Here is a 21,437-nt window from a genome sequence, read left to right as displayed (position 1 = left end):
CTCACAATAGTCGCATCGAATCGACGTCGAAGAGGCCGAGGTCAGTGATCTTGAGATGCGGAATGACCGGCAGCGCCAAAAAAGCCACCTGCAGAAATGGTTCGGCCAAAGTCACGCCGAGTTCCCTCGCCGCCGCCCGCAGCGCCTCGAGCATCACGCAAACCTCCTCGAACGGGCGATCGCTCATGAGGCCGGCAACCGGTAGAGCAATCTCGGCCAGGATCGTCCCATCCAGCACCACCACAAAACCACCGCCGAGCACGCCAAGCCGGTTCGCCGCCAGCGCCATGTCCGCATCATCCGAACCGACGACGCAGATATTGTGACTGTCGTGCCCCACAGAGGAGGCGATGGCGCCACGGGCCATGCCAAAGCCCCGGACAAAGCCACGTCCAATATTGTCGTTCTTGCCATGCCGCGCGATGACCGCAACCTTGGCCACATCCTGCGCCGCATCGGCGCGCAACTCGCCATCCTCTTTCGGCAGCGCCACAGCCAGGCGCGCGGTGATGATCTTGCCTGGAATCACGCCGATCACCGGCACCGTTTCGCCCGCCGCCCAGCCCTTGGCCAAGACACGCAGGTCAGCCGCCGTGACGGGCGCCGCCTTCATGCTGTCAAGACCAACCGGTTCGATCGTCGCTCGTTGCGCGAACAGGGCATCATCTACGGGACAGCCTGCCGCGATCACCAAAGAGACGGAACACGCCGCCAAATCGTCGAGCAGCACGATATCCGCACGCTTGCCGGGAGCGATCATCCCGCGATCCCCGAGGCCAAAGGCCTGTGCGGCCGTCAATGACGCCGAACGATAGGCCGCAAGGGGCGGAACGCCTTGCGCTATGGCGCTACTGATCAGGAAATCGATATGACCTTCGTGCTGAATTTCCAGCGGATTCCGGTCATCCGTGCAGAAAGCCAGAAAGGGCGAGGTTGCGATGGTCAGCAACGGGGCCAGCGCCGCGAGATCCTTGCAGATGGAGCCCTCTCGTATCAGCACCGTCATGCCCTTGCGGATTTTCTCCAGGGCCTCCTCAGCGGTGGTCGCCTCATGATCCGTGCGAACGCCGGCAGCGATATACCCGTTGAGCAGCAGCCCCCGCAGAAGGGGTGCATGGCCGTCGATATGCCGCTCCGAGAAGGCCGCGAGTTTGGCCAGGCAGCCGGGATCACCCGCGAGCACCCCCGGATAGTTCATAAACTCCGCGAGGCCGATGACCTTGGGGTGAGACGCATAGCGCAGGAGATCGGTAGCCGTCAGCCGAGCCCCGGCTGTCTCGAATTCTGTGGCTGGCACGCAGCTCGAGAGGTTCACGCGAATATCCATTGCGGTGCGCGCCACCGCGGCCAAGGCATAGTCGAGCGCCGCCTCCCCCAGGACATTGGCAATTTCATGCGGGTCCCAGATTGCGGTTGTCACACCATGCGGCAGCACGCAGCGGTCGAACTCCGCTGGGGTCACCAGGGATGACTCAATATGCAGATGCGTATCGATAAAGCCGGGAACCGCGATCCGCCCGCACCCTTCGATCACGCGCCGGGCCTCGTAAGCCCCGTAGGTGCCGACGATGGTGTCGCCCGCGATCGCGATATCTGTCTCGATGAGATCGCCCGTGACGAGATCAAATAGTCGCACGTCGCGGATCACGAGGTCGGCCAGGACCTGACCCGTGCCCTGCGCGATCCGCCGTGAAATTGTGTCTGCGTCGATCACGAGACTCCTGGGCATCGGTATGCTGGCAGTCTAGCCACTTTCTCGCCGCTGCGCGCTATCGGATCCCTCAGCCTGCCGCCAAGGCAACGCCTGCCGCATCATCGCGAGACAGGCCCATCGCCGGGTTGGGGCCCTCGCCGCCAAGCTGTCTCTCGATCTCGGCGCGTAGTGTCGCGAGACGCTCATAGTAGCGCGCGTAAAACGCCGCGAAAGATGCGCGGTCGGAGACATCCACCTTGTTTTCCCAGAACCCGACGGGACGCCGCGACACCGCCAGATGAGCGTAGAGGGCCGCGAAATAATGCAGGTTCGCGGTCGCATCCATGTATCGCGGCTCGGAGAAGATTTGGTCGAACCAGCCAGGGTAGGCTCCCAATCCCGGCGTGTCGTAGAAGATCAGGTCGAGCTTCGTGCCGAACACGTCGTTCGGTGCATGGGGCGGATAGGCGCTCGCGAGCGCCCCTGGCTCGGAGGGGAGACGGCCGAATTCGAGCAATTGTCGCCGTGCTGGCAGGTCATCGTAAAGCGCCAGGAGGTCGTCCATCCTGGTATCATTGGTCCGGCGCATGACATTGACGAAATCGTTCTTCGGCACTGGGAAGTCGAAGAGAGCGAACGGGATGAAACCGTTGGTCGGCCAAGGACTCATCACGTCGCAAGCCGCCAAAGCGTTGTGTGGCAAATGAACGCAGTTATCCTCGATGATCGAACTCGTGAAGTGTCGCGGTCCGGTCTTATACATGGCGTTCTTGGCGTTCAGGAACGCCACCATCCGAACCATTTGGGGGCGCGAAACAGGCACCCGGGCGCAGTAGAGGCCGCGCCCCATGGTGAGCCCGTAATCCGTGCCGACCGACAGACCGTAGCGGAAATCCTCGTCCGACATTCCTGCCGGCTTGTCGTTGAACAATTCAGGCCGAAACACGAGGCCGTCCAGAATGCCCATGCTTTCCGCGGTGTGCTGCACCTGGCGAAAAACCCCCGCGGTGAGCCGCTCGCCTTTCGCGAGCCCGCCATTATAGAAAAAATCGCGATCGGAGGTGACCGTCCAGTTCGCGTTGCTGAAGTTACCATCCATGCTGACGCCGGCGCCTTGCCCCGCGCCTGCCGGGAAATCATCGCACATCCGCAAGGTGGGGTAGCCCGCACTGGCGTCCCGGCAGGCGCCTTCCAGATAGAATGCAGCGTGACCGCCAGGCCCCCCGCTGACATCCGGAGGGTATCCCGGCTTCATTTTCATGCCCGAACCGGCGCAATATTCTAGGAAATAGGTATCTTGGGCGCCCGCCGATTGTTGGGTCGCGTTCGGCGTGTAGTTGAAATCAGATGCCCCGCAGGCAGCCAGAGCGACGAGCGTACCCGTCATAACCGCCCAACGACAAAACCCAAGCCACCATCTCACCTCCCGCCGCACTCCCTCGAGCTGAGCTATCGTCGTGGCAGACGCGACCACTTCGTCAACGTCTGTCCGAGTCGCACAACGCGAGATTATGCCCGATCGACGAGAATATCGCCAATCTTCGTGCAGGCCCCTACCGCTCCTACGTCGGAGAGGGCTGGGACCCGGCAAAGGCTCCAGCCCTCGAGCGACAAGCCCGCTCTACTCGTCGCCGACTGAGTCCTCGGTGGCGCCATTGCCGTTAGTGGCACCGCGCCGGCCGCGCTTGGCAGGGGTCGAGGAGGGCTTCCGGCCGCGTTTCGCGGGCTTCGTCGGCGCGGCGCCTTTCTTCAACTGCGCCACCTGGTCTTCGAGTTCAGCGATCCGCGCGGCGGCTGCGGGATGGCCCGACCGGCCGGCCTCTTTATTCTTTTCGCGCAGCTTTATATTTGCGCGCTTCAGTTTCTCGACCTGGGCGCGCAATTCATCCTTGCTGAATTTCGCGACAGGAGGAGCAACTGCGGTCGCGCGTTTGGGAGCGGCCGCCTTTTTCGCGCCGCGGGTCGCCGGGCCCTTAGCGCTGGTTTTAGTTCCGCTGCCGGGCGGCCGACCTCGCTTGCGTCCCGTTGGCGTTGTGGTCTTTGTTGCTTTGGCAAGTCGCGCCATAATCTTTAATTCCCATCATTAAAAAAAAGAAAGTTTTCGGCGCCGAGGGTTCCGAATTGATTTCCTAACAGCGCTTTCGAATTTGCGATAGCTTTCTTCACTCAAACGCCCAAGGTTAAACGATCCTTAGCAGCTGCAGGCACTTGAGCGTCGATCGAAAACTCTAATTCTTCTTTACGCGAAGAAGCAACGAACATTGCGAGTACTAAGCTCCGATCCCGACGAAAACTTCCGACGAACCCTCCCGCGGCAATCGGGGCCCGGCGGGTTCTGGGCGGCTGGGAATTTTTCGGCTAGAGAATGTCGCGATTATGTGAGGTTAGGAATCCGCCCGGACGAGGCGAGAAAGCTTCGCCCATATGATCGCCGCAATAATGCGATGGTACATAAGGACATGGCGTCATGATCTATGAGTTGCGCATCTATCACTGCGTTCCAGGTCGTCTGCCGGCGGTGATGAAACGCTTCGAGACAATTACCCTGAAGATTTGGGAGCGCCATGGAATCCGGCAAGCCGGCTTCTGGACGACTTTGGTAGGATCCTCAAATCAGTCGCTGACCTATCTGCTGGCATGGGAGAGCATGGCGGAGCGGGAAACGAAATGGACGGCGTTCCAGAGCGACGCGGATTGGATCGCCAAGCGCGCGGAGACGGAGAAGGACGGCGCGCTCGTCAGCAATATCGTGAACGAATTCCTCGCGCCGACCAGCTTTTCGTCCGTGAAATAGCCGAACTCCTAAAGCCGGGGCGGCCTCTCGCCGGTGCCATGCCGCTAACAGCAGGGCACCGGTCGAGCCGCCTGATGGCCAGAGGCGTTGAAAACGGCTTTTGGCCGGTCAGCACAAACCTCAGCCGCGAACTTCTGCGATCGCCTGGCGTGACCCCGCCCCAATGAAAACGCTGTCGCTTCCGATCGTGACGAGCTTGAAACCCATGCCGATCGCCCGTTTCGCATAAGCGGCCGTGCCGCAGTGAACTCCGGCGGCCAGGCCGCGCTTCGCGGTTTCACGCACCACTTTTTCGTAGATATCGAGGATCTGCTTTTCCTCGCGGTCCAGCACCGGCACAAGGCCAAGCGAGAAGCCGAGGTCGGACGGACCGATATAGACGGCATCCACGCCCGCGACGTCCAGGATCGCTTCCAGATTGGAAACCGCCTCGCCGGTCTCGATCATCGGGATGCGCAAGGTCTCGACATTCGCGGTCTTCTGGTAGCCCGTCGTAACGCCGTAAATCCCGGCGCGGATCGGACCGTTGGAGCGCGTTCCGGCGGGCGGATAGAGGGCAGCCGCGACGAAGGCCCGCGCCTGTTCGGCCGTATTGACCATCGGACAAATCACGCCGTAGGCGCCGGCATCGAGCACCTTGCCGATGATGCCGGGCTCGTTCCAGGGCAGTCGGACCATGGGCATTACCGGATGCACCTGGATGGCCTGGAAGCAGGTGACCATGGAAAGGTAATCCTGCACGCCGTGTTGCAGGTCCACGGTCACGCTGTCCCAGCCGCATTGCGCCAGCACCTCGGCCGAGAAGCCATTTGGGATGGCAAGCCAGCCATTGATGGCCGCGCCACCGCTGGCCCAGATCTGCTTCAGCTTGTTTGGCATGACAGCGATCGCCTCGAAATTGCCGGACCGACCTTAGTGACGATTGCGCGAAAGGCGAGCCGTCAAGATCGCTCTCCGACGCGAATTGGGGAGTTGTGAGGTCGATGCGATTGGTTGATAGTGCGCGAAAATGCAGGTTTATTGGGGGAAACGAAGTGAGTAAACTACTCGCGCGCCGCTCTGTCGTCCAACTTGGTAGTGCCGGTCTCCTGGGTTTGGGCCTGGGCGGACGATTGTCCACCCCAGCCCTGGCAGCCGCCACAAAGCCATATAAGATCGCGCTCTCGAATTCCTATATCGGCAATAAATGGCGCCTCGAAATGGAGAACGTCTTCAAGGCCGCGCTCCAGATGGAGCCCTTCAAGTCGGATGTGAAGGGCACATGGTTCAATTCGGGCAACAGCGTTAGTACGCAGTCGCAACAGCTCTCGAACCTGATTGCGCAGGAAGTCGATGCGATCATCATCGATGCGGCATCCCCTACGGGTCTGAACGGAATCCTGCACCAGGCAGTGTCACGCGGTATCGTGGTCATCGCTTTCGATAATCTCGTGACGGCGCCTGGCGTGCTCTCGGTCAATGTCAGCCAATTCGACCTCGGGAAGACCCTTGCCGCGTGGCTGGCCAAGCAAATGAACGGCACCGGCAATGTCATCATGGTGACGGGTGTCGCCGGAACTCAGGTGGATCTCGATCGCAACAAGGGCGCCGATAGCGTCTGGGCGCAATATCCGAACATCAAGGTGGTCAACCGTTATACGGGCATGTGGGACAGTTCGACGGCCGAACGGAACACCGCCGCCGTATTGCCCTCGCTACCCAAGATCGATGGCATCTGGTGCCAGGGCGGCACGGATGGCGTGCTTAAGGCGTTTATCTCCGCCGGGCGGACCCCGCTGCCGCCAACCGCCGGTGAATGCGAGAACGGCTTCCGCAAATTCATGATCGGCTATCAGGGCCAGAAAATCAAAGGCATCTCGATCGGCTCACCGCCCTTTATGTCCGTTGTCTCTCTGGAACTCGCACGCCGTATTCTGGCCGGCCAATACCCGAAGAAGAGCATCGATCTGCCGCTCGCCATCGTGACCGACGAAACCGTGAAAGTCGGCGAGACGGTATTCCCCGACCAGCCGGACAGCTTCTTTGACGACTTCACCGATTCCGGCCCGAACGCCATCGTCAAGCTCTGCATCGAGGCGGCGCTTTCCGGAACGCCCTGCCCCGGTACCCTCAACGTCAACCTTCCGGCCGCATAGCGCCCGAGGCCGCGACCCGCGAGCAGGATCGGGATGGCTGAGTTAGACGGCGTTCAGGCTGAGCCCGCGATCGAGGGTCGCGGGCTCAGCCGCTCCTATGGCGGCGTCCATGCGCTGAATGACGCTTCGATGTCGGCGGTCGCGGGTGAGGTGCATGCGCTGGTCGGCGAAAACGGCGCGGGCAAAAGCACGCTCATCAAGATATTGGGCGGCCGAACGCGCGCCGATACCGGAACCGTTAGTGTCGGCGGCCGGGAGGTAAAATTCGCAGGTCCGGACGCCGCCCATCGCCTCGGCGTCTGGACGGTCTTCCAGGAACTGACGCTGCTGCCCTGGATGTCCGTCGCCGAGAACCTCATGATCGGCCGCGAACCACGGTCGCGCCTAGGTCTGATCGACCGCCGCGGCATGGAACGGCGAGCGGAAGACACCCTGGCGGCTCTCGGGGCGGAGCACATCGATCCGCTCGCCTTGGTCGAGGACATCCCTCTCTCTCAGCGCCAGACTGTCGAGATCGTACGCGCCATCAGCTACGAACCGGACATCCTGTTCCTCGACGAACCGACATCCTCCCTCGTCGAGCGCGAGGTCGTGTGGCTCTTCGGCCAGATCAGGCGGCTGCGCGACCGTGGCACGGCCCTGGTCTTTACCTCCCACCGCTGGAACGAAATCCGCGACATCGCCGACCGCATCACAGTCTTTCGCAGCGGGCGCAATGTCGGGACCTTCAAGGAATTGCCCGAGGATGACGCGGTCACGCTCATGACCGGCCGCCGGCTTGAGGCGCTCTATCCCCAGCGCCCGCCGCCGCCGCCGGCCGTTCCCGCACTGGCCCTCAAGTCATACAATGCGCGTGGCGTGCGTGATGTCTCGCTGGAGCTGCGCAAAGGTGAAATCCTCGGGCTTGGGGGCTTAGCCGGGCACGGTCATCGCGAACTCTTCTTTAGTCTTTTCGGCGCTGAGAAGATGATAGCGGGCACTGTCGAGGTCGGCGGCAAAGCGGTTCGCATCCGAAATCCGCGGGAGGCGATGCGCCACGGAATCGCGCTGGTGCCTGAGGACCGCAAGACCGAAGGGCTGCTCCTCGCGATGAGCGTGCGGGACAATGCGACCCTCGCCGTGCTGCGCCGCCTGGCGCGCTTCTCGATCTTGCGGCATGTGCGGGAAAGGCAACTCGCGCAAGGTTTGATCGACCGGCTGCGGGTGCGAACGCCCGGACTATCGAACCCCGTAGGCGCGCTGAGTGGCGGCAACCAGCAGAAGGTTTTGCTCGGCCGCTGGCTGCTCGCGGAGCCGAACATCTTCCTGCTCTACGATGTCACGCGCGGGGTCGATGTCGCGACCAAGCATGAAATATACGAACTTATTATGAGACTTGCGAAGGAAGGCCGCGCGATCATGCTCTATTCCTCCGACGCCGAGGAATTGGCGCATTTGTCTCACCGCGTGCTGGTGATGCGCGAAGGCCGGATCGCCGCCGAGTTGAGCGGCGCGGAACTCGATGCCGAAATTATCGTCTCGGCCGCCGTGCGTGATCGAATTGCCACCTGAGCCCCGCGCCGTGTCGGACAATAGAAGGCCGCGCTGGGTTCACCGGCTAGCGCAGGAGGCCGGGCTTTTCCTCGCGGCGACCATGCTCGGCATCGCGGTCATTCTTTACTGTGTGGTCTTTCTGATCGCGCAGCGCCATCTGCCCGGCGGTTTCGAGCTGACCTCGACCGTGAACTCCACCTTGCCGCTGGTATTGGCGGCCGTTGCCCAAACTCTGGTTGTGCTGACACGCGGCATCGACTTGTCCGTCGGCGGCGTGATTGACCTCACCAATGGGCTCGCCGCGATCACGCTCGACGGCTCCGCCTGGGGACATGCCGGGCAGCCGGGAACTGGCTCGATCGGCACGATGATCCTGGGCTCCCTTCTGGTGCTGGCTGTCGGCGGAGTCTGCGGGTTGATCAACGGCCTTCTCGTGACGCTCGGGCGGCTGCAGCCGATCCTCGTGACGCTCGCCACACTCTCGATCTTCCAGGGCATAGCGATTCGGGTCCTGCCCCAACCGGGAGGTGCGGTGCCGCAGGGCTACACCAACCTGCTCGCCAATCCGAATTGGCCGACCTCCGTATTGTGGCTCGTCGCCTTGGCCGTCATGTGGTGGATGTTCCGCCGCACGCGTTTCGGGGTCGGCGTCTACGCGATCGGCAATGACGCCGCCGGCGCCGCCGCCATTGGCGTGCCAGTCGCGTCGGTCCGTATCCTGGCTTACGTGCTGGGCGGCGTCTGCTCCGGCGCGGCCGGGCTGTTTCTCGCGGCGACCGCGACCGCCGGAGACGCCACCGCCGGCAATACTTATACGCTGACCTCGATCGTCGCGGCTGTGTTGGGCGGCGTCAGCCTATTCGGCGGGCGCGGCAGCGGTATCGGCGCGATCTTCGGCGCTTTCGTCAGCAGCATGATCGTGAACATTCTGTTCTTCGCGCATATCGACCCCCTGTATCAAAGCTTCTACGAGGGCGTTTTCCTGATCGCGGCCGTCGTGCTGGTCGGTGGCATCGGCCATCTATTGCGGAGGCGCTACTAATGGCGTCATCAGCGGAGCCCGTAATGCCGGGACCCGAAACTCCCGTGCCAACAGGCCAAGACGCGCCTCTGCTTCTGCGCCTCCTCGGCTCACCCACGCGGCGCCGCATCCTCTACGCGCTCTTGGCGTCCATTGTGCTGTTCGCGATCGGCCAGGCGGTGCGGCCGGGTTTCGCGAGCCCCTCTGGTATTCGCGCCGTGCTGACGATCGCCTCTTTCGTCGGTCTCGTGGCGGCAGGGCAAACCTTCGTCATCCTGATCGGCGGTATCGACCTTTCAGTGCCTTGGGTTCTGAACGGCGCCTCCATCCTCATGGTGACCTCCTCGTTGGGGAGTAACGCCCGCGCCATTCCCGCTTTGCTACTGACTCTCGGCATGGGGACTTTGGTCGGCATGCTGAATGGGGCCGGCATCGTCCTGCTCGGTGTGCCGGCGGTGGTGATGACCCTTGCCATGAACGGCATCATGGAGGGCCTCACGCTCGGCTTCAGCGGCGGGATGACCTGCGCCGCTTGTGGCTCCTACGCGCCGCCGGTGGTTCAAGCGGCGGTGCATGACTCGCTCTTCGGCATCCCGACCGCGCTGCTGCTGTGGTTGGTGGTGATCGTGCTCGTCTCGGTCGTCCTGAGCATGACCACCTTCGGCCGCCGGACCTACGCGATCGGCAACAGCCCCCGCGCCAGTTTCCTCGCGGGCGTCGATGTCACGACCTGCACGATCGGACTCTATGCGTTGAGCGGCCTCTTCTCCGCCCTGGCCGGCATCGTGCTGGTCGGTTATGGCGGACAGGCGGCGCTCGGCATGGGCGACCCCTATCTTTTCCAATCGATCGCCGCCGTGGTGATCGGTGGGGCGTCGATCCTGGGCGGGCGGGGAAATTATATCGGCAGTGCCGCCGGCGCGATCAGCCTGGTGACGCTGGTCAGCGTGCTTATGGCGATGAACATGCCCGAATACGGGCGCAGCATCATCTACGGCGTGATCATTCTCGTGCTGTTGTTGCTGTACGGGCGAGAAGACGCGGAGCGGTAGTCCGGCAGCGCGTCATAATTCGGCGCGCAACCGATAGGCCAGCTCGCCGATGATACCTCTGCGGAAAACCAGCACGCAGATCATGAAGATAGCGCCCTGGATCACCACGACCCAAGCCCCGAAGGGCGCCAGATAATACTGCATCGCGACGACGATCAAAGCGCCGATGATCGGTCCGAAAATAGTCCCGATCCCGCCCAGCAGAACCATAAGCACGACTAGCCCCGAGACGCTGGTGCCCACATCCGAAAGTGTTTGTATGCCCATGACCATGGCCTTCGTTCCCCCCGCGATACCGGCAAGGGTCGCGGCGAGGATGAAGATGACCCACTTATAGTTCGTCGCTTTGTAGCCGAGCGAAATGGCGCGCGGCTCATTGTCCCGGATCGCTTTAACGACCTGGCCAAAGGGCGAATGCACCACACGATAGACGAATAGAAACGCGGCGAGAAAAATGACCGCGACGACGACATAGATCGCGAGATCTCTGGTCAGCGGGAAGACATCGAAAAGCTTGCCGCGCGGGATGCCTTGAATGCCGTTCTCGCCACCGGTGAAATCGGTCAGCTGCACGGCGAAGAAATAAATGATCTGCGCCAAGGCCAGCGTGATCATCGCGAAATAGATTGTCTGCCGACGGATCGAGAGCCAGCCGAAAACCGTGCCAAGCGCGGCCCCCGCGAGAGCGCCCGCGATGATCCCAACCTCCGGCGTCAGACCAAGGGATTCCACAAGGTAGCCGGCGACGTAGCCGCCCAGACCGAAATAGGCCGCCTGTCCCAGCGACAGCAGCCCCACCGAGCCCATCAGGAGATTCGTTCCCATGGCGAAGATCGCGTAGCACATCACCTGCATGACCACGATCGGATACAGGACAAAGGGCGCCGCGATCACCACGACGACGAGGACGGCGAAACCCAGCAACTGGTGTCGCGTCAGGCCAAACATTCAGGCGACCTTGCCAAAAAGGCCGGCGGGCCGGGCCAGCAGCACGATCGCCATCACCACGAACACAACGACCGCCGAGCCTTGCGGATAAAACACGTCGGTAAAACCCTCGATGATGCCAAGCCCGAATCCCGTGAGGATCGCTCCACCGATCGAGCCCATCCCGCCGATGACGACGACCGCGAAAACGGTGTCGATAAGTTGAGCGCCCATATCCGGATTGACCGAATAGAGCGGCGCCGCAAGCACGCCCGCAAGGGCCGCGAGGGCGACACCGGCGCCGAAGGTGAGTGCGATGAGACGTGGCACGTTCACACCGAAGGATTGCACGAGCGACGGGTTTTCGGTGGCCGCGCGCAGCAAAGCCCCGAGCCGCGTTTTCTCGACCGCGAACCAGGTCACGAAGCAGATGATGATTGCGGCAACCACCACAAAGCCGCGATAGACCGGCAGATACATGAAGCCGAGCTTCAGCACGCCCGAAAGGGCGTTCGGCGCATTGTAGCTAACCCCAGAGCTGCCGAAGTAGTTTGTGGCCAGACCTTGCAGCACCTGAGCCATGCCAAAGGTCAGCAGAAGGCCGTAGAGAATATCGAGCTTGTAGATCCGCCTGATGAAAGCCCGCTCCAGAAGCAAGCCGAAAACGCCCACAATAATGGGGGCGCAGACCAGCGCCGCCCAGAAGCCGATACCCAGATAGGTGAACAGCCCCCAGGCAACGAAAGCGCCCACCATGAACATCGCGCCATGGGCAAAGTTGATGATGTTCAGCAAGCCGAAGATGATCGCGAGCCCCATCGAAAGCATCGCGTAGAATGAGCCGTTGATGATGCCGAGCAGGAGCTGCCCGAACAACAACGGCAGCGGCTTGCCGAAGATCATCACCATGGCGGGCGCTGCCCTCAGGCTTTCACAAGAGGACAGCCTTCAGTCGCCAGTGGGGCGAAGGTCTGGTCCGCCGGCGTTGTGTGCAGCAGATCGTAGTAATCCCAGGGGATATTGCTCTCGCCGGGCTTCTTCACGCGGAAGAGATAGGATGGACACATGAACCTCCCGTCCTCGCGCACCGAGCAATGTCCGAAGGCATCGTCATCCGTGGGCATCTTTTTCATCTGCTCGACAATCGCGATACCGCTCTTATTGGCCGCGTCAATGCCGATCGCATCGACCGCCTTCATAAAATGCAGCGTACCACTATAGCAGCCAGCCTGCGCCATGGAGGGATAGTTGTTCGGCGTCTTCGGCAGGACGCGCTTGGTGAAGGCCCGCGTCTTGTCGTTCATATTCCAGTAGAAGCTCTCGGTCAGGACAAGACCCTGCGCGATGTCCAGGCCCATGCCATGCACATCGTTCAGGTAGATCAGCAAACCGGCGATCTTCATCCCGCTTTGCGTGATGCCAAACTGATGCGCCTGCTTGATCGAGTTCACCGTATCCTTGCCGGCATTCGCAAGCCCAAGAACCTGCGCCCCCGAGGACTGCGCTTGCACCAGGAAAGACGAGAAATCCGTCGTCTGCGGAAATGGGTAGGCGACACCACCGACAACCGTGCCGCCAGCCGCTTTGATCACCGCCGAGGTCTGGTCGCGCAGCAGCTGCCCGAAGGCATAGTTGGCGGTTATGAAGTACCAGCTCTTGCCGCCAGCCGCCACCATTGCCCCGCCGGTGGAATGCGAGAGCATATAGGTGTCATAGGTCCAGTGAATCGTATTCGCGTTGCATTTAGGCCCGGTCAGGGCAGAAGTGGCCGCGTTCGAGTTGATATAGGCTTTGTTCTTGGCTGCCGCGACGCCCGCGATCGCCAGTCCGACGGCGGAATTGGGAACATCGATGAGCAGATCGACGCCGCTATCGAACCACTGACGCGCCAGCCCAGCGCCGACATCGGGCTTGTTCTGGTGATCACCCTTGATGACCTTGACGTTATAGCCTTTGGCGGTGGCGCCATAGTCCTCCAATGCCTGCCGCACGCAGGCGACGGATGTCTCGCCGCCAACATCGCTATAGGTGCCGGAGAAATCGCTGCAAACGCCGATCGTCAGGAACTTTCCGGCAGCGCGGGCCTTTAGAATCGGCAAGCTGGCGGCCGTAGCCGCCGCGGCACTGCCGAGGATCGTGCGTCTTGTTACGTCCATTTTGACTTCTCCCTTGCTATTCAACGCGACGTCAGCGGCTCGTCAGACGCCGAGCCTCTTTTGCAGCTCGCCCATGCGGGCTCCGAGTTCGTGGTTCGGTATCATATCGACGACCTGGCCGAGCTCGATGACGTAATGGCGATCAGCGAGTTTGGATGCAAAGCGAAAATTCTGCTCGACCAGAAGCACAGTGAAGCCACGGCGTTTGATCTCAGCGATCATTAAACCGATCTGTTGTACAATGACGGGGGCGAGACCTTCCGTTGGTTCATCAAGCAAAAGAAGCTTCGCGCCCGTGCGAAGAATGCGGGCGATCGCAAGCATCTGCTGCTCGCCGCCGGAAAGTTTCGTACCCGGACTACGGGCACGCTCCTTCAGGTTTGGGAAGAGGGTATGGATCTCGTCAATCGTCATCCCGCCTGGGGCGACAATGGGGGGAAGCAGCAGATTCTCCGTGACGCTCAGACCCGCGAAAATGCCGCGATTCTCAGGGCAAAATCCGATGCCGCGCCGGCCGACGATATCGGGCCGCGCATTAACGAGTTCCTCGCCGCGAAACTTGATACTGCCTTCCCGGCGCGGCACCAGACCCATGATCGACTTCAGCGTTGTACTCTTGCCCGCGCCATTTCGGCCAAGCAGAGTGACCACCTCGCCTTCACGCACCTCGAAATCCAGCCCGTGGAGAACGTGGCTCTCGTCGTACCAGGCGTTGAGGCCTTGGACCTCAAGCATAGTCGGTTCCCAGATATGCCGTGATCACGTCACGGTTATTGGCAACTGTCTGGTAGTCCCCTTCCGCCAAAATTCTCCCACGCGTCAGCACGGTGATTCGGTCCGAGAGACCGGAGACGACCGAGAGATTGTGTTCCACCATAAGGATACTGCGACCGGCCCTGATGCGGCCGATCAGCGCCACGATGCGGAGAACGTCCGCCTCCGTCATGCCCGCCGTTGGCTCATCCAGCAGCATTAGAACCGGATCCAATGCGAGCGTCGTCGCTATCTCCAGCGCGCGCTTGCGACCGTACGAGAGTTCCGCCGCCGGGGTTGCCGCGGCATCCGCTAGCCCGACATCGAAAAGCAGTTCATGCGCGCGATCATTGTACCGGCGAAGCACGGCATCCGACCGCCAGAAGTCAAAGCTCCGCCCTCGTTTCCGCTGAAGCGCGATGCGAATATTCTCAGCGGCTGTTAGGTGGCCAAACACCGCGGAGATTTGAAAACTGCGAACCAGACCGCGACGAGCGATGTCGGCGGGTTTCAACCTCGTGATATCCTCGCCTTGAAAATGGATCGTGCCCGCGCTGGGCTGAAGAAATTTCGTGAGCAGATTGAAGCAAGTGGTTTTGCCGGCGCCGTTGGGTCCGATCAGCGCGTGAATACTATTCGTTTCAATCCGTAACTTGACATCACTGACCGCCGAGAAGCCGCCAAAGACCTTGCTCAGACCGGCCGTCTCCAGGATCGCTTCGGCCAAATTGTCTCTTCCCGCGTTGTCGGTGCCTTACCAAAATAAGTCGCATAGACCCCCGAGAGGCGCAATCCACGGAGACGATCTAGTCCCGCCCTATCGGCCGCCGCCGTCAATCGTGAGAATCGTGCCCGAGGTATAGGCCGATCTCGGGCTCGCCAGGAATGCCACGGCGGCGCCGATTTCCTCGGGGGAAGCTGGGCGACCGAAGGGCATGCCCTTCAGCAGTTCCGGCCAGCGCTCCGCATCCCCGAATTCGCGCTCGGCCCGCGCACGCTGCAGCATCTCCAGCCGCTTGGTTAGAACTGGCCCAGGATTGATGCCAACCGCCCGAATACCATCCTTATGGCTGCCGCCGGCCAAGGCCCGCGTAAAACCCATCAGCGCGGCATTGCCGGCCGAGCCCGTGATATAGGCAGGATCGAATCGTTCCCCGGCCGAGCCAATCACATTGACGATCACCCCGCCGCCTCGCTTCGCCAACATGGGATACACCGCCCGGCTGAGGGAGATGAAGCCGAACACCTTCAGGTCCCAGGCCTTGCGCCAAGTGGCGTCATCCACGGCAGTGAGCGTCCCCGGCGGTATCGCGCCCGCATTGTTCACCAATATATCGAAGTCCCCAGCCGTCTCAGCGACAGCGCGTGCCGCCGCATCGCTGGAAAGATCAATCGCAAATGTGGAGACAGCCACCTGAAAGCGCTCCCGGATCCCGGCTGCAGTCTCGTTCAGAGCAGCCGGATCACGCGCGACGAGTAGCAACTCGCATCCTTCCGCGGCAAGCGTCTCCGCAGCCGCTCGGCCGATGCCCTTCGAGCCTCCAGTAATAACGACGCGTTTGCCGGCAAGCTGCAAATCCATCTTCCACTCCAGAATGACCCCAGGCGGGCGGTCTAAGCTCGGGCAGGTTAACCGCACCCCGCCTGAAAGCCCTACACACCTCAACCGAACTCTGCAGTGACAATCCGGTCGGCGGCAACACGCGACCCCCGAGACGGGCCGGGCCGATCGGTGATATATCGCCTGCCGGCCGCCAGTAGTCCGCGAGCGACTGAATTTCTTGACGCAGCGCAGCATTCCCGCCATGGTTGCATAGGGTAGCGCGAGGACGCAGGATTTTCTCGGGACATTGAGGCCCGGTGCGACACCGGCATGCTCCACGGCGGCGGCCTTACATTGCCGCATGATGTTATACGTCGCTGCATCCGCTGCCGCGACCCGAAGTCTGCGGCGAGTGCCGAAACGTCATTGCAACCTAAGACTGCAGGTATCGCAGCCTCGCCCTTGACGCAGCGCGGCTTCCGTCCGCGTCCAAAAAAATGCAATTGAGCTTGGGTATAGCCCGCTAGAAGGCATGCGGCGCGTAGAGGCGGCAAGACACGTGAATGTCATTCACCCAAGCGGGGTTCGTTGACGCGGGGCACCCCGCGCGCCAATCGCTCCCCCATGCGGCGAGGCCAAGTCGCCGTCAGCTTGGCTTGAAGATCTTGCAGCACAAACTCCAATGCGGCTCCCTTGATGTCTTGGGCTAACGGATGGCCCTTTAGCTTTTCGGGCACTTGCGCACGGCCGTTGGCCCGCACAATCCCTACCTCGTACACAACGCCGCCAATCTCGACTTCGACAAAATAAGAGTTGCGGTTTCTGGTTCCGTCCGGATGAGGTTCCGCCTGCCGATATCGAAGAACGTGAAACGACGACTGTTCAAACACCGGCCACAAATCCCGCTTATGCTTGTGTGTAGGTAGCGTAATCGTCGGCGCACATCGCGACAATGTCGAGGACGTTACGTTTTGGCAAATCTCAACGTGGTGCCTTCCTACAAGATGATCCCGCTCTTCGTTAGCAGAGCCAAACTACGATCCGCAAACGCCGCGACTGGAATTTCCGGGGTTTCCTGGAATTTCCACCGATGCACGTTTGCAATGGTGCGGCACTCGCCGGCGAGGAACGTGGCTGGAGACTTGTGCATTGGCTTTCCACAGTCCCGCATGAACGCATCTATAGTCGATTGTGACAGGTCTTCGGCGTGGGGCTTGCGCATCGCGGCAGGCATCTCCGCGCGTTGCCCAGCGGTGCTCGTAAGCGAACTCGAAGTTCGTGTGGGGGCTCTCCGCGGGAGCGCGGCGGTAGCAGTTTTCGTTTCGATGTCGTGTAGAAAATCGAACTCCGATGGACGCATTTTCCGTACCCGACCCTATGAGATTTTGGAGCGACCGGGACGACGCGGAACAACTGGGGATCGATGACCAAACCCTTTTGCGACGATCTCTGCGTGCCGACTTCAAGGGCGAGTTCAGGCTCGGTGACGGCCAATGCTGCTGCCCGCTCAATGTCACCGACCAAGCTTCGAGTGCTTGCTGCTCTATGAGACAATCGCCTCCACTCGAGGTTGTCAGCCATGTCTCAGGAACGATCCGTTACCTAAGTCTCAAGGTCGGACACATAGACTCTGGCGGATGGGGTGGGATTCGAACCCACGGTACGCTTGCACGCACGGCGGTTTTCAAGACCGCTGCCTTAAACCACTCGGCCACCCATCCCCGCGACGGCCGGTCCGGCGGCCGCGAAGATAAAATAGAACGCATTTCCGTCGTTGAAAAGCAGCCGCTAATGTGAGCGGTTAGGCCGCGACAACCTCGCCGCGTTCGGGCATTCTTTCGGAATTCTCCTTGACGATGTAGCCTCTTCCCCAGACGGTGGAGATGACGCTGGAGGCTCCCGCGGCCTGAAGTTTTTTCCTCAGCTTGCAAACGAAAACGTCGATGATCTTGATATCTGGCTCATCGTTGCCGCCGTAGAGATGGTTAAGAAACGATTCCTTCGCGATAATCGTTCCGCTGCGAAGGAACATCAGCTCGAGAATCGCATATTCCTTCTCGGTGAGATGCACGTCCTGGTCGTTCACGGTGACACCGTGACCGTCCATATCGAGGACGACGGGACCGATCTGAATCTTGGAATGGCTGAGGCCCTTGGAGCGGCGTACGAGCGCTTGCACGCGGGCATGCAACTCAGTCTGATCGAACGGCTTCGCCAGGAAATCATCGGCACCCAGCGAGAACCCCTTCACCTTCGCTTGCGGCCGGGTAAGGCCTGACAAGACAAGGATTGGGAGATCAAGGCGCGCCCAGCGTAGCCGCCGGATGACCTCATAACCTTCCATGTCTGGAAGCATAAGATCCAGGATCATTAGGTCATAATCGTATCGTTTCGCGAGAAGCAGGGCTTCTTCCCCTGTTTCGACGTGTTCGACGACCGCCCCCGTGGATTTGAGAGCCAGCATGACGGCCGCGACTGAATTTGGTTCATCTTCGACCAAGACGATGCGCATGGGGTGCACTCCTAGGTTGTGAAGAGAGTGCTACTTCCGCGTGTGCCGGTCAACGACGAAAATAAATTGAAATGTATTAAAAAATATACTGTTAGAAATTTTCGTCCGATTTATCAATGAATCGTCTCCGCAAGCAAATTCTTGCGGAACGATACCTTTAGGAAATTAGCTTTGTCTCAGTCGGCGTCATCTTTTATTGCAACCATGCTTTGACCGAAGCCCAGGGTTGAGAATTGGGACGGCTCTATTGCAGCCGCCTTCAGTGCAACGGAGAGCGTCTGAACGGGGGCATCGACCGCTTCGTCCGTGAGCCGAAACGTCCCAAAATGCATCCCAATCGAACGCTGTGCCCCAAGTGCCTGATGAGCCTGCACGGCCTCGTGCGGGTTCATATGCACGGGGGCCATCATCCAACGGGGCTCATAAGCTCCGATCGGCAAGAGGGCCAAATCGGGTGGCCCCAATCTTTTCCCGATCTCGGCCCAATGTCCGCCTGCACCTGAGTCGCCCGCGAAGAGCAATCGTCGCTCTGCGGCCTCTATCATGAAGCCGGACCACAGTGTTCGATTGCGATCCCAAAGCGTGCGGGCGGCGAAATGACGCGCCGGCGTCGCTGTTACCCTTGCGTCACCGATCTGGGTACTGCCCCACCAATCCAAGGCCTCCACGCGCGTGAAGCCCAGCCGCCTCAGGCGTGGCCCATTGCCCAGTGTCGTGACGACGACCGTGTCCCCTCGGCTGCGAAGGGCGCGAAGGCTCGGTAGGTCCATATGATCATAGTGATTGTGAGACAGCAGGATCAGGTCGATGGGCGGAAGATCGGCGAGCGCCAGTCCGGGAGGCCGAACACGCTTGGGGCCTGCCCAGGAAACAGGCGAGCAGCGAAGGCTGAAGATCGGGTCGGTCAGGATCGTGAGGCCGCCGAGGCGGAGCAGGAACGTCGAATGGCCGATGTAGGTCGCAACGATATCCCTAGGCGAGTTGGGCTCCGGAGGTGGATTGTAGCGAGGATCGACGATGCTGTCCGGCCATCGTACACGGTCGCGCCGCATCTGCCATTTCAGCACCGCCAGCAACCCACCCGACCGTGACGAGGTCCCGGGATTGCGGAAGCGCCGGCCGTCGAAATGGTCAGACTGAGGGGGGCTAATGGGAGGGTCCGGGGGACAGGGCATGCCTCGCTTCGCGAAAGCGCTAAAGGCTTCGGATGGCTGCCGGTCGGTTCGTGGTGGGCGCAACAGGGATTGAACCTGTGACCCCCACCGTGTCAAGGTGGTGCTCTCCCGCTGAGCTATGCGCCCACGAACCCGATGCGGCGACTTCCTAGCCGCTGCACACGGCCGCCGCAAGAGCCTGCCGCCGTGTCACCCTTGGTCCTCCGTCATGGCGAACCAACCATGGTGGAAACTGATCCAGCCGCTATGGATCAGGGCCCATACGCAAAGCCACACAATCGTCGTGATGACCGTCGTGCGCAGGATCGTGCGCTTGATGAAGGGGCGGGTCGGCGTTCCCCGCCAGCCGGAAACCGGATCGGCCTCGCTCGTCGCCGGACTGCTGAAGGGCAGCACAGCGAAAAGCAGGGACCACCAAATGAGAACGTAGAGCACCACGCCGGTGAACCACGCCATTTTCGCGACCTTTCAGGCTTGGTACGGTTTAGACCGCGATTCGCATCAGATGCACATCCACCAAGGGCCGCTTCTGCAGCCTGCGGCCCACCGTGCGGCGGAGCGAAGCCCGCGCAGACTCGGCGAGCGTCACATCATCTTGCCTCATCGCACCTGGCAGATCATCCACCGCGGCCGCGAACTCCGCCGCCATGCGCGCGGTCTCGGGGTCTTCCGAGTCGAGTAGCCCAGGTGCGCTGATCTGCGCTTCACCCCGGACCCGCCCATTGGAATCGACCATCAGGCTGCCGATGACGACGCCATTGAACAACATGCGCCGCCGTGCCGCCATGAGGCCGCCGGAAACCGGCACCAGCCGATTGCCATCGACCACAAGCCGTCCGACCGGAGCGCTATCGACGACGCGCGGCTGCCCCGGAGCCAGCCGCAGGATGTCGCCATCTTCCAGCATATAGGGTCGCGACCCCTCTTCCCGCGCCAATGCGGCGTGGGCGGCAAGATGGCGCCACTCGCCATGGACCGGCACGGCGTGGGTCGGCCGCACCAACTCATAGATACGACGGAGTTCGTCGCGCGCCGGGTGGCCGGAGACGTGGACCATGTGGTCGTCGTCGGTCATCAGATGCACGCCGCGGCGAGCCAGATTGTCCTGCACGGTGCTGATAGCGCGCTCGTTGCCCGGGATGACCCGGCTTGAGAAGATCACCGTGTCGCCTTCGCCCAGCGCAATGCGCGGGTGGCTGTCGGCCGCGATGCGGGACATGGCGCTACGCGCCTCGCCCTGGCTGCCCGAGACAATGAGCAGTAGGTTGTCGTCGGGAATGTCGGCTGCCGCGTCCTCGCTCAGGAAGGGCGGCACCGTCGAGAGATAGCCGCATTCGCGCGCGGCCTGCTCCAAATTGCGAAGGCTGCGACCCGCCACCGCTACGCGACGGCCTACCGCCTGAGCGGCAAGCGCAATTGTCTCCACCCGTGCGACATTGCTCGCGAAGCATGTTACCGCGATACGCCCGCTCAGCCCGCGAATCAGCGCCGGCAGCGCACGCCGGACCTCGGACTCCGAGCCGGAATGCCCCTCCACCAAGGCATTGGTGGAATCACCGATCATCGCCAGCACGCCACGATCGCCCAGCGCCTTCAGCGCCGGCTCGTCGGAGAGCGGCCCGACCAGCGGATCGGGATCGAGCTTCCAGTCGCCGCTATGCAGGACCAGACCATAGGGTGTGGTGATCGCCAAAGCCTGCGCCTCCGGAACGGAGTGCGTCATCGGGATGAACTCGACGTGGAACGTGCCGAGATCAAGCGTCTGCCCCGGCTGCACCACCTTGAGCGGCACCTCCGACAGCAGCCCTGCCTCCCCGAGCTTCCGGCGCAGTACGGCGGCGGTGAAGGGCGTCGCATAGACCGGGCAGCGCAGCTGGCGCCATAGCCAGGCGACGGCGCCGATGTGATCCTCATGGGCGTGAGTGATGATCAGGCCAACGAGTTTCTGCCGGCGCTCGGCGATGAAGCTCGGATCCGGAACCATGATCTCGGCCTCCGGATGCTCGGGGCCGCCAAAGCCGAGGCCGCAATCAATCGCCAGCCACTGCCCATTACAACGGTACAGGTTCAAATTCATGCCGATCTCGCCCGTCCCTCCCAAAGGAAGGAAGGCGAGGTCGTTCTCATCAATATCCATAGTCGG

20 protein-coding genes and 2 tRNA genes are annotated in these 21,437 nt (G+C 61.5%); 5 read left to right on the top strand and 17 right to left on the bottom strand.

The window, feature by feature from the left end:
- Window position 1 precedes the first annotated feature (1 nt).
- The 3 genes from ade to GSQ83_RS14840 form a co-directional block, all read right to left on the bottom strand.
- The gene (ade, locus tag GSQ83_RS14850; protein ID WP_371418027.1) at window positions 2-1,711 is read right to left on the bottom strand and encodes an adenine deaminase; all 1,710 of its coding nucleotides are present in this window, start codon (window positions 1,709-1,711) and stop codon (window positions 2-4) included.
- A 70-nt stretch (window positions 1,712-1,781) separates the two neighbouring features.
- Entirely contained in the window at window positions 1,782-3,080 is a 1,299-nt protein-coding gene (locus GSQ83_RS14845; RefSeq protein WP_158803637.1) for a hypothetical protein, read from the bottom strand.
- Window positions 3,081-3,314: 234 nt separating this feature from the next.
- On the bottom strand, window positions 3,315-3,575 hold the full coding sequence (locus GSQ83_RS14840) for a hypothetical protein (RefSeq protein ID WP_158803636.1): 261 nt from the start codon (window positions 3,573-3,575) through the stop codon (window positions 3,315-3,317).
- A gap of 585 nt (window positions 3,576-4,160) precedes the next feature.
- Between GSQ83_RS14840 and GSQ83_RS14835 the strand changes: the two genes are divergently transcribed.
- Window positions 4,161-4,487, top strand: a complete 327-nt coding sequence (locus GSQ83_RS14835; RefSeq protein WP_158803635.1) for an NIPSNAP family protein — start codon at window positions 4,161-4,163, stop codon at window positions 4,485-4,487.
- A 120-nt stretch (window positions 4,488-4,607) separates the two neighbouring features.
- Here the strand turns inward: GSQ83_RS14835 and GSQ83_RS14830 are convergent, their stop codons facing one another.
- Window positions 4,608-5,366 carry an HpcH/HpaI aldolase/citrate lyase family protein gene (locus tag GSQ83_RS14830; protein ID WP_158803634.1) on the bottom strand — a complete coding sequence of 253 codons (759 nt, stop codon included), beginning with the start codon at window positions 5,364-5,366 and terminating at the stop codon, window positions 4,608-4,610.
- A 155-nt stretch (window positions 5,367-5,521) separates the two neighbouring features.
- On the opposite strand from GSQ83_RS14830, the gene GSQ83_RS14825 reads away from it, so the two are divergent.
- Genes GSQ83_RS14825 through GSQ83_RS14810 form a run of 4 tightly spaced genes read left to right on the top strand, consistent with a single transcriptional unit; the run spans window position 5,522 to window position 10,228 of the window.
- Window positions 5,522-6,622, top strand: coding sequence for a sugar ABC transporter substrate-binding protein (locus tag GSQ83_RS14825; protein WP_254065699.1), 1,101 nt, complete (start codon window positions 5,522-5,524; stop codon window positions 6,620-6,622).
- 33 nt (window positions 6,623-6,655) lie between these two features.
- Complete coding sequence (locus tag GSQ83_RS14820; RefSeq protein ID WP_158803632.1) at window positions 6,656-8,173, top strand: sugar ABC transporter ATP-binding protein; 1,518 nt, start codon at window positions 6,656-6,658, stop codon at window positions 8,171-8,173.
- A gap of 10 nt (window positions 8,174-8,183) precedes the next feature.
- Window positions 8,184-9,197, top strand: coding sequence for an ABC transporter permease (locus tag GSQ83_RS14815; RefSeq protein WP_254065698.1), 1,014 nt, complete (start codon window positions 8,184-8,186; stop codon window positions 9,195-9,197).
- Window positions 9,198-9,220: 23 nt separating this feature from the next.
- Window positions 9,221-10,228, top strand: a complete 1,008-nt coding sequence (locus tag GSQ83_RS14810) for an ABC transporter permease (RefSeq protein WP_158803630.1) — start codon at window positions 9,221-9,223, stop codon at window positions 10,226-10,228.
- Window positions 10,229-10,240: 12 nt separating this feature from the next.
- Here GSQ83_RS14810 and GSQ83_RS14805 read toward each other — a convergent pair whose 3' ends face one another.
- From GSQ83_RS14805 to GSQ83_RS14745, 13 genes are all read right to left on the bottom strand, one after another.
- Window positions 10,241-11,176: a branched-chain amino acid ABC transporter permease gene (locus tag GSQ83_RS14805; protein WP_158803629.1), complete on the bottom strand. Its 936-nt coding sequence runs from the start codon at window positions 11,174-11,176 to the stop codon at window positions 10,241-10,243.
- The gene (locus tag GSQ83_RS14800) at window positions 11,177-12,064 is read right to left on the bottom strand and encodes a branched-chain amino acid ABC transporter permease (protein ID WP_158803628.1); all 888 of its coding nucleotides are present in this window, start codon (window positions 12,062-12,064) and stop codon (window positions 11,177-11,179) included.
- A 14-nt stretch (window positions 12,065-12,078) separates the two neighbouring features.
- Window positions 12,079-13,311 (bottom strand): ABC transporter substrate-binding protein, encoded by a 1,233-nt coding sequence (locus GSQ83_RS14795; RefSeq protein WP_158803627.1) that lies wholly within the window; start codon window positions 13,309-13,311, stop codon window positions 12,079-12,081.
- A gap of 42 nt (window positions 13,312-13,353) precedes the next feature.
- Window positions 13,354-14,046 (bottom strand): ABC transporter ATP-binding protein, encoded by a 693-nt coding sequence (locus tag GSQ83_RS14790; protein ID WP_158803626.1) that lies wholly within the window; start codon window positions 14,044-14,046, stop codon window positions 13,354-13,356.
- On the bottom strand, window positions 14,039-14,791 hold the full coding sequence (locus GSQ83_RS14785; RefSeq protein ID WP_158803625.1) for an ABC transporter ATP-binding protein: 753 nt from the start codon (window positions 14,789-14,791) through the stop codon (window positions 14,039-14,041). The genes GSQ83_RS14790 and GSQ83_RS14785 overlap by 8 nt, the downstream gene beginning before the upstream one ends.
- Before the next feature lie 90 nt (window positions 14,792-14,881).
- Window positions 14,882-15,646 (bottom strand): short-chain dehydrogenase/reductase, encoded by a 765-nt coding sequence (locus tag GSQ83_RS14780; RefSeq protein WP_158803624.1) that lies wholly within the window; start codon window positions 15,644-15,646, stop codon window positions 14,882-14,884.
- Window positions 15,647-16,173: 527 nt separating this feature from the next.
- On the bottom strand, window positions 16,174-16,497 hold the full coding sequence (locus GSQ83_RS14775; protein WP_158803623.1) for a hypothetical protein: 324 nt from the start codon (window positions 16,495-16,497) through the stop codon (window positions 16,174-16,176).
- Between the two features lie 741 nt (window positions 16,498-17,238).
- A tRNA-Ser gene (locus tag GSQ83_RS14770) sits at window positions 17,239-17,328 on the bottom strand.
- Between the two features lie 80 nt (window positions 17,329-17,408).
- A complete protein-coding gene (locus GSQ83_RS14765) occupies window positions 17,409-18,119 on the bottom strand; it encodes a response regulator transcription factor (RefSeq protein WP_158803622.1) in 711 nt (236 codons plus the stop codon).
- Window positions 18,120-18,295: 176 nt separating this feature from the next.
- Complete coding sequence (locus GSQ83_RS14760) at window positions 18,296-19,294, bottom strand: MBL fold metallo-hydrolase (protein WP_254065697.1); 999 nt, start codon at window positions 19,292-19,294, stop codon at window positions 18,296-18,298.
- A gap of 51 nt (window positions 19,295-19,345) precedes the next feature.
- A tRNA-Val gene (locus GSQ83_RS14755) sits at window positions 19,346-19,420 on the bottom strand.
- Window positions 19,421-19,483: 63 nt separating this feature from the next.
- Window positions 19,484-19,750: a DUF1467 family protein gene (locus GSQ83_RS14750; RefSeq protein ID WP_158803621.1), complete on the bottom strand. Its 267-nt coding sequence runs from the start codon at window positions 19,748-19,750 to the stop codon at window positions 19,484-19,486.
- A gap of 28 nt (window positions 19,751-19,778) precedes the next feature.
- Window positions 19,779-21,431, bottom strand: coding sequence for a ribonuclease J (locus tag GSQ83_RS14745; protein WP_158803620.1), 1,653 nt, complete (start codon window positions 21,429-21,431; stop codon window positions 19,779-19,781).
- Window positions 21,432-21,437: the final 6 nt, after the last annotated feature.

Source organism: Acidisoma sp. L85 (assembly GCF_009765865.1).
In the GTDB taxonomy this organism is placed as follows: Bacteria; Pseudomonadota; Alphaproteobacteria; order Acetobacterales; family Acetobacteraceae; genus Acidisoma.
This window is presented reverse-complemented; position numbering and strand designations above follow the sequence as displayed.